At 53.2% G+C, this 1,854-nt stretch carries 1 protein-coding gene and 1 pseudogene; both read right to left on the reverse strand.

All coding sequences use genetic code 11. The features are described 5' to 3' along the window. Positions 1 to 1,263: PAS domain-containing methyl-accepting chemotaxis protein (locus RT91_RS18900; protein WP_082468666.1), on the reverse strand; the 1,263-nt coding region annotated here is incomplete at its 3' end. A gap of 357 nt (positions 1,264 to 1,620) precedes the next feature. Then, positions 1,621 to 1,854: pseudogene (locus tag RT91_RS20955) on the reverse strand (IS110 family transposase); the annotation flags it as partial.

Below are 1,854 nucleotides of genomic sequence, written 5' to 3' on the forward strand. Positions count from 1 at the left end.
CCCTGCATCACCGGCGCGTGCGGCCTCTACCCCGGCATTCAGGGCAAGGAGATTGGTCTGAAACGCGATCTCGTCGATGACGCCGATGATGTTGCTGATCTGATTGGATGAGTTCTCGATACCCGCCATCGCACTCACGGTCTCCGCGACTACGACGGCAGAATGTTCTGCGTCGGACTTTGCCATATCAACAATGTCGCGAGCCTCAGAGGCGCTTTCAGCCGTCTTCGCCACAGTCGTTGTAATTTCATTCAATGCAGCCGCGGTCTCCTCGAGGCTTGCGGCCTGCTGCTCCGTGCGGCGTGCAAGATCGTCGGATGCCTGGGCAATTTCACCGGAACTGCTTCTGACACTCTGGATATTCGATGAAATCGCAGCCATTGTCGATTCCAATTGTTCAAGTGATGAATTGAAATCCTGACGAACGCTTTCGAAATCATGGGAGAAAATATCTGTAATTCTATATTCTAGATTTTTACCCGCAAGCTCTTTCAAGCCAACTGTAATGCCATTTACCGCTTGTACACGATCAGTAATATCGGTCGCAAATTTTATAACTTTTACGACCTTGTTGTTGAGATCGAAGATCGGATTATAGGAGGCTTGCAGCCAGATTTGTTTTCCTCCTTTGCCAATGCGCATAAACTCTGCCGCGATATATTCACCCGTCGCGAGCTTTTTCCAGAATTCCGCATATTCCGCTGACTGCGCATAGGCCGGGTCAACGAAGATCTTATGCTTTTGGCCCCTGATTTCATCGAGGCGATAGCCCATGGCCTTGAGGAAATTTTCATTTGCCGAAACGATCTCGCCATTGATAGTGAATTCTATCATCGCTTGGGCGCGCGAAATCGCATCGAGTATGGCTATTTCGGCCGCATTCCTGAGTTTGCTGTCCGTCACATCCGTTGCTTGCTTAACGACTTTTATGACACGGCCGCGCGAATTCCTGACTGGATTATAGGACGCTTGAAGCCATACTTCATGCCCGTCTTTCGCAATACGCCGGTATTCCTTGGCTTCGTATTCGCCGCGCCTCAGCTTTTCCCAGAAATTCTGGTATTCAACGCTTCGCGCATAGGCTGGCTCAACGAAGAGACTGTGATGCTTACCTTTGATCTCCGAGAGATTGTAGCCGATAAGCCCGCAAAAATTGTCGTTTGCGGTGAGTATCGTTCCATCTGGAGCGAACTCAATGATCGCGAGCGATGCTGAAAGTGCATTCAAGGTAGCCTTGGATTTTGCTATATCAAGCACGCCCATTCCACCATTTCAATTATGTTACATACGAAGCACTCTCATGTTCGCCATTTCAAGCTGCAGGCAAGAGATTTCTTCTGCTTGCTGATGAGCAAGCAAGCGGTTCGGTTTGACTGCGACTGGGTAAGGCTGGAGGCGCAATCCCGAAACGACGGTAGATCATCCTCTGATACGCGGATTGGAACCGCAGGACCTGATGCGTCGTGGAGCTGCCTCGGTCTAGGGACCAGCGTCGGAAAGTCCCGGCTGATAGTGGCTGCGAGGGTTCTCCGGCCGTGACCGCGCCTCCAGCCTTGCCCGGCTGCAGATGGGTTTGATCAGTGTGGGCACCTCCCGGGTATGCTTCGAATATCCGATTGTTCAGCCGGCCGCGATTTCGGCCTTCCGTGCGATGGCCCAGATAAAGCCGGCCAACTCGCGGGCAATCGCGGTGGTGACGACATTGGCCTGCTTGCCGGTATGGGTCAGGCGGCGATAACGCCGACAGAGGCGCAACTGCGCCTTCCAGGCGATCTCGCGGATCGGCCGGGGCAATCCTTCCTGGCGCAACAGCAATTCCCGGCTGACCCGGGCGGGATGTCGGTAACTCCAGGC

Origin of the sequence: Acidiphilium sp. JA12-A1 (assembly GCF_000724705.2) — a bacterium.
In the GTDB taxonomy this organism is placed as follows: Bacteria; Pseudomonadota; Alphaproteobacteria; order Acetobacterales; family Acetobacteraceae; genus Acidiphilium; species Acidiphilium multivorum.